This is a genomic window from Frankia sp. CcMO1 (assembly GCF_977945845.1).
Map to the genome: position 1 here is coordinate 1 of NZ_CDWTMG010000262.1, position 6,373 is coordinate 6,373.

A 6,373-nucleotide genomic window follows, 5' to 3' on the forward strand; every position below is an offset into this window, starting at 1 on the left:
GAAGACAAGCCTAGACGCCGACACGGATGCCGCCCGATTTGTCGACCGCTCACTGCGCGTTCTGTCTGCCGGCCTGACCGATCTGGGACGTCTGCTTCCCCCGGTGTACGCGGCGATCCTCACCGACGACCTGCTGATCCTGCACATGGCACCCGCGGAGGAGGAGCCTCCACCGCTCCCATGGACCGTGGGCGAGGCGCCCGGGTCATGGCGGATCGAGCGGATGCCCGGTCTGCCCGGTGACCAGCCGGCCCAGATGATCGCCCAGATGACGGCCGGCGTGCCGGCTCCGTTCCCGGCCCTCGTCACCTTCGGCCGGGACGACGCCGGGTCACGCATTCTCGTCGACCTGGAAGGCGCTCCGGGCATCATCAGCCTGATCGGCGACCTGGACATCGCGGCGGAGGTCGCGATCGCCGTGGCGATCGAGCTGGGAACCAACGTGTGGTCGGATGATCTGCGGGTCTGTCTGGTGGGTTTTCCGGCCGACACCGGAGCCGACCTGACGACGATCGCACCCGCACGGGTCTGGACAGCAGACGACCTGAGCGCCGTCCTCGACGAACTCGCCGGACCGGAGGACGACGTCGGTCGCACCGGCACCGATCCGGCACCGGCAGACCCGCCGACCGTCACCGCGGGCGGCCGCGATCGGGTCACCGGCAATCCACGGGCGCTGGCACCCGATCTGCTCATTCTCGCGGCCCCTCCCGCAGCCGCCGACATCGCCCGGTTGACCAGGATGGCGAACGGGCGGGACGACGCCGTGGGAGTCCTCGCCGTCGGCGACACCCCGGCCGCCCGCTGGCGCTTCACGGTCGGGTCGGACCGCCGCGTGTCCCTCGGCGTTCTCGGCGTCCAGGTACGGGCGCAGGCTCTGAGCATGACCGAGTACACCTCGATCACCGCGCTGTTCCAGCGGGCCGATGCGGCGGGATCTCCCGACCGGGCCTCGGGCAGCCCGCCGGACGACGGCCTGCCGGACGAGGGCCTGCCCGACGAGGGCACCCCACCACCCCCCGCATCACAGCCGCCCGCCGGACCGATCTCCGCCGGACCCACCGCGACCGGGCCGGCAACCACCCGGCCTGACGAGCCGACAAGGCCACCCTCACAACGCGGCTCCGTGCCCGGGGCGGTGCCCTGGACGCCGAAACTCTCAGCCCTCACCCGGCCTGCGTCCCCCCAGCCGCTCTCGGCCGTCCCCACGCCGGCAGGCCCACTCCCCAGCCCCGGCTCTGCGCCACCGGAGCCACGCGGAGCGAGACCGCAGGACACGCAGGGTCGCGCCGCGGTCCTGTCCGGCACCGGATTCCCACCCACTATCTCCTCCTCCTCTGACGACGATCCGACGCGACCGCCCTCGAACGGCCGCCGGCTCCCCACCGAACCCCCGCCGCCCACACCCACGCCCAGGCCTTCCGGCCCTCCGCGAAGGACCGCATCGGCCGGTCCCGTCCTGCCAACCACCGCGGACACCGGCGACGCCCCCGAGGCCGCCGAGGCCACCGGTCTGCTGGCCCATCCGGGACGACCGCTCATCCACCCGACGGATATCCCACGGGTACCATCCGCGATCTACTTCGAGACGCCCCGGATGCGAGCGAACCGGCAGGGCCGCGTCCCGGCCGAATCGATCCAGCCCGGGACGGAGGCACCACCTGGACCCCCTGCCCCCCCGCCGCCAACCACCGAGTACCGGACCGCGATCCCGCCCCGGCCGCCGGTCCCGCCTCCGAACGAACGGCTGGCGGGACCGGCGGACGCGCACCATGCACCGCCGCAGGCTGCTCGGGCGCGCTACGCCGACGGAGATACCACCGTCCCGGATGTCGGCGTTTCACGGCCCCCGGTGGCGACGTCCGGGGCGGCGCCACAGCGTGTGCCGCTCGAGACCACGCCGCCCGCCGATCCCACCGCGCCCGCCGAGGCGCAGGTCCGGATTCTCGGGCTGCCCACCGTCGAGGGTCCCGGGCGGCCACCCGCCGAGCGCATCGACCTGTTGACCGAGGTCATCGTCTACCTCGCGCTGCACCGGGAAGGCGTAGACAGTCGGCTTCTCGCCGAGGAGATCTGGCCATCCGACACCACAGAGGAGATCGCCGACGCCGCGCTGGCCGAAGCGCGCCAGTGGCTGGGGACCGATGCCAACGGCTCGCCTCGAATCATGATCGGCCCGGATGGCCGATGGTGGCTGAGTCCGGATGTGCGCTGCGACTGGGAACTCTTCGTGGCCTACACCCACCGGGCCGGTCTGCCGGGCAGCGACGCCGAGGCGGATCTGACGACGGCCCTGCGGATGGTCAGCGGCCCCCTGTGGACGGATCTGCCTGCCGGGCGGTACCGCTGGGCGACCACCGGGCCAATCGCCCGAAGCACCTGGGCGGGCGTGGTCGACGTGGCGCATCGCCTCGCCCAACTGACGTTGGACTTCGGTGACACGATGACGGCGATGGCGGCCTGCCGCACCGGGCTACGGGCTGTGCCGACCTCCGAAGTGCTCTGGCGGGACCTGCTGCGCACGGTCGCCGCGCGGGGTGATCGCCGAACTCTGCAGGCTGTGGCAACGGAGATGTACCGAACTATCGGTGTCAGCGGGGTGCGCCGCGGCGGGCGGGCCGAGGCCGAGACGGACGCACTGGTGCAGACCCTGCTGCCCGGATTCCGTCGCGGCCGGCGGTAGTGCCCGTCTCCGCTCCCGGGGCAGCCGGCAGAGGACCCGGCCTGATGGCTGGTCGCTGGTGACGCTAGCCAACCTCGGGGATCTTGGGCACCCCGGAGATCTCCGAGGCACCGGGGTCCGCGGTGAACTCGGCAGCCGCGGCAGGAGAAGAATCGGGACCGCGCAACGCCGACGCGCAAACCATGATCGCGACGAGCAGGACAAGCACGACGACCATGGCGAGTTGCAGGCCCGCCAGCTCGGCGAGCCCACCGATGAGAGCCGGCCCGCACAACCATCCGGCATACCCGACCGTGCCGACCACGGCGATGGAGCTGCCCGTCGACGACCTGAGCCGCCCCGTCGCGGAGAACACCGCGGGCAGCACGCAGGCGGTGCCGACGCCGAGCGTTCCGAATCCGACGATTCCCCCGACCGTGCCGAACGCCGAGGAACCGAGCGCAAGCATGACCGCGAATCCCACCATCGCGGTCACGGCGAGGCCGCGGACCGTTCGGGTCGGGCCGAACCGTGCCATGGCGCGGTCCCCGAACAGGCGCACGACGAACATGCAGGAGGTGAAGGCCACAAAGCCGATACCCGCGATTCCGGCAGCCGCTCCGGCTACCTCGGTGAGGTAGACGGCGCTCCAGTCCGCCGCCACACCTTCACAGAGGAAACTACCGAAGGCGATGACGCACAGTGCGACGAACTGCCGGGCACGGCTGCCGGTGCCCGCGGGACCCGGGGGCACCGCTCTGTCGCGGTCTCCGCCCCAGCCGTCTCGCCCGTCCCCTGGCGCGACTTCCGGTGCAGCGCCGTCGGGCAGCATCCAGGCCGTGGCGGGTAGGGCGGCAGCGAGACCCAACCCGCCGAGCACCGCGAACTGCACGCCGATCGGGACACTCAGAGCGGCCGCCGCCGAACCGATCCCGGCCCCGGACAGGGCACCCGCCGTCCACGCCGCATGGGCGGAGGTCATGATCGGCCGCTGGTAGCATCGCTCAATCCCCACGGCCTGGGTGTTCAGGGAGATGTCGAGGCAACTGCTGGTCGCCCCCCACAGGGTGAGCAGAGCGAACAGAGACCAGGGTCCCTCGATGAGCGGGACCAGAAGACCGGTGGCGCAGTAGGCGGGCAGACCTGCTCGCACCATGGTGATGCTGCCGTACCGGGTGACCGCCAGACCGATCAGCCACAATGTCAGAACCGCCCCGATCGGGGCGCCGAGCAGGGTCAGACCGAGCTGCCCGTCGCCGAGTTCGAGCCCCTCCTTGATTTGCGGTATACGCGGCGCCCAGCTCGCAAGCAGCAGAGCCAGCAGGAACAGCGAGCTCATCGTCGCCGCCCGGGCACGGAACAGTGCTTGGGCGGCGAAGGGCTGGCTCCGAGTCGCGCGGCGCACGCCGCCCGGATCCATCAGGATGATCTCCAGCCGTCGATCTTCACGATGCGCACGCCAGGAGGAGAATTACCCTGCGCCCCGGATCGTTACGCCTCATTACTCCACGCGACGATACTCGATAAGATCGGGCATCGCTCTGGCGACAGCCAATCATGTTTTGACAAATCTAATTACGATATACAAAATCCAATTACTTTGCATAAAATCAAATTATGATCGACGGCACCTGATGACGTCCCGATGTCACTATGGAGTCGAAATGAAATAACTTGCGCGTTTCGAACCCTCCACAGGCCTGTGACCTGCGATAATGCTCTCGATCACGTATTTGTTACTTCATTACGTCCCCTATGAGGACTGCTCGACCATGAGGACCTCTCGGCAGCGGGCGCTAACGTGCCCGCCCGATCGGGCACGATGGCGTTCCCGTGGCCGTCGCGTCGGGTACTGGCGGGGTGCGTCTGGTCATGCTCTCGGACACACACCTCCCGGTGCGGGCGCGCGAGCTGCCCGCCGAGGTCTGGTCCGCCGTCGACGCGGCGGACGGTCAGCGGTTGACCGTCCGCCGCGCGCCCCACCGGCAACTCCTCCTGCCGGCGCCGCAGCTGCCGATTCGACGATGACCCCACAGCTGTCCACACAAGAAGCACAGGATGAACTACAGACAGCTACATCCCCCTCGGAGGATCGGTGCCATCCGTCGGGTGCTGTAAGCTGGCACCGCCGGCCACCACGGCGGTACATCGCGCTCGTAGCTCAACGGACAGAGCATCTGACTACGGATCAGAAGGTTGGGGGTTCGAGTCCCTCCGAGCGCACGTCAGGTTGAGACAGGTCAGAGCCCCGCAGCCACTACTCCGGCGCGGGGCTCTGAGCTTTGCGTAGGCGATGTCCCAGCCCGGGCGGAGAGGGTCAATCGCCCTCGCGACGGATCTGGAGAAGGCCGCGGTGCGCCACTGTCACGGCCCCAGCGAGGTCGTGATGCGTGACCAGGTCCTCGACGGCCGCGATCACGGCGCGTGCCGACTGGTCGTCAAGCCGGAAGACCACGATCCCGCTGTGCGATCCCGGCGGGTAGGCACGGATGTTCCCGAAGCCGCGGTCGAGGGTGAACACGATCCGGTTCTCGGCAACCGCAGCAGCGAGCACCTCCGGATCGGAGCGGCCCGACAGGTTCTCCGCAAGCACGGTATCGGCGTCGATCCCGTGCTTGGCGAGTCGCTCGGCAAGGGAGACCGGGAGACCCTCGTCCAGCTTGACCTTCACGGCGCGGTACGAAGCGGCACGAGATCCTCCCGCGCCAGACGCGCCCCGTAGGCAGCGGCCGCACGGATCCCCGACACGGTCAGCGACGGGTACTCCGCGATGATCTCACCGTCGGACATACCGTCGGCAAGGCAGTCGAGCACGACACTCACCGGCACCCGGGTCCCCCGGATACACGCCTGCCCATGACCGACTGTCGGGTCGGCCACGACGAGCGCCAGAAGATCTTCCGCCATGCCTCCCAGTATGCTCCCGGATCTCAGCGTCGAGCGCCCATCACGTGGTCCAAGCCGTGGCACGCGTGACAGCCAAGTTGACAGCCAAGTTGACAGCCAAGCCGCTGGACGCGGGTGGACGTCGACGGACACCGGTGGACGGAACGCTCATGGTCAGCAGGCAGGGCGGACGTTGACAGACGTCGACGGAAGATCCAAATCTAACTACGGATCAGAAGGTTGGGGGTTCGAGTCCCTCCGAGCGCACATCAAACACCCCCAACCCGATGGCCGGGTTGGGGGTGTTCTGCATGGCGCTGGTCACGCTGGTGACGAGGGCCAGGTTGTGTTCGTCGATGCCGACCGTGCATGTGACGTGGTTCACTCGTGCGTCGTAGATGATCTCGAGGCCGTAAGCGTCGAAGAGGCCCCTGAGAAACTCCTCGGGCATGCGGGTGAGCTCGGCGCGGGTGACGGTTCCAAGGAGATCGAATAGGTCCGTGTCGCTGCCCGCTTGGGCTGGCGGGTGGGCGCGGAGGTGAGCCAGGTCGCGTCGTTTGACTTCCTGTTCGCTGCTGATCTGCGCTGACCGGCGGTTGATGTCCTGGAGAAGCTCAGGTTCGAGGTCGTCGGTAGTTTCGAGCGTGTTCAGAAGTCGACGTCGTCGCTGGCTCAGATCGTCAAGGGTGCGTTCCACCGCGTTGATCTTCTCCTGCCATTGCTGCCGGGCCTGTTTGGTAAACATTCACGTAGATTCGTGATCTTGCGGTGAGTGGTTGGTGTTGGAGTCGGGTGTGGATGTTGTTCGCCGTTCTGGTGTGTCGT

At 68.7% G+C, this 6,373-nt stretch carries 6 protein-coding genes and 1 tRNA gene; 3 read left to right on the plus strand and 4 right to left on the minus strand.

Annotated elements, in window-relative coordinates; genetic code table 11:
* On the plus strand, nt 1-2,683 hold a 2,683-nt coding region (locus AC08OU_RS21300; RefSeq protein WP_476605626.1), incomplete at its 5' end, for an AfsR/SARP family transcriptional regulator.
* 64 nt (nt 2,684-2,747) lie between these two features.
* Here AC08OU_RS21300 and AC08OU_RS21305 read toward each other — a convergent pair.
* Nucleotides 2,748-4,067 carry an MFS transporter gene (locus tag AC08OU_RS21305; RefSeq protein WP_476605627.1) on the minus strand — a complete coding sequence of 440 codons (1,320 nt, stop codon included), beginning with the start codon at nt 4,065-4,067 and terminating at the stop codon, nt 2,748-2,750.
* A 428-nt stretch (nt 4,068-4,495) separates the two neighbouring features.
* Between AC08OU_RS21305 and AC08OU_RS21310 the strand changes: the two genes are divergently transcribed.
* Together AC08OU_RS21310 and AC08OU_RS21315 are read left to right on the plus strand one after the other, a co-directional pair.
* Nucleotides 4,496-4,690, plus strand: coding sequence for a hypothetical protein (locus tag AC08OU_RS21310; RefSeq protein ID WP_462188987.1), 195 nt, complete (start codon nt 4,496-4,498; stop codon nt 4,688-4,690).
* A gap of 122 nt (nt 4,691-4,812) precedes the next feature.
* Nucleotides 4,813-4,885: transfer RNA gene (locus AC08OU_RS21315), tRNA-Arg, on the plus strand.
* A 94-nt stretch (nt 4,886-4,979) separates the two neighbouring features.
* On the opposite strand, the gene AC08OU_RS21320 is transcribed toward AC08OU_RS21315, so the two are convergent.
* The 3 genes from AC08OU_RS21320 to AC08OU_RS21330 all read right to left on the minus strand — a co-directional run bounded on the left by AC08OU_RS21320 (nt 4,980) and on the right by AC08OU_RS21330 (nt 6,293).
* Nucleotides 4,980-5,333 (minus strand): DUF5615 family PIN-like protein, encoded by a 354-nt coding sequence (locus AC08OU_RS21320; RefSeq protein WP_476601870.1) that lies wholly within the window; start codon nt 5,331-5,333, stop codon nt 4,980-4,982.
* On the minus strand, nt 5,330-5,569 hold the full coding sequence (locus tag AC08OU_RS21325) for a DUF433 domain-containing protein (RefSeq protein ID WP_011434851.1): 240 nt from the start codon (nt 5,567-5,569) through the stop codon (nt 5,330-5,332). The genes AC08OU_RS21320 and AC08OU_RS21325 overlap by 4 nt, the downstream gene beginning before the upstream one ends.
* A gap of 211 nt (nt 5,570-5,780) precedes the next feature.
* Nucleotides 5,781-6,293, minus strand: coding sequence for a hypothetical protein (locus AC08OU_RS21330; protein WP_462203899.1), 513 nt, complete (start codon nt 6,291-6,293; stop codon nt 5,781-5,783).
* Between the last annotated feature and the right edge of the window lie 80 nt (nt 6,294-6,373).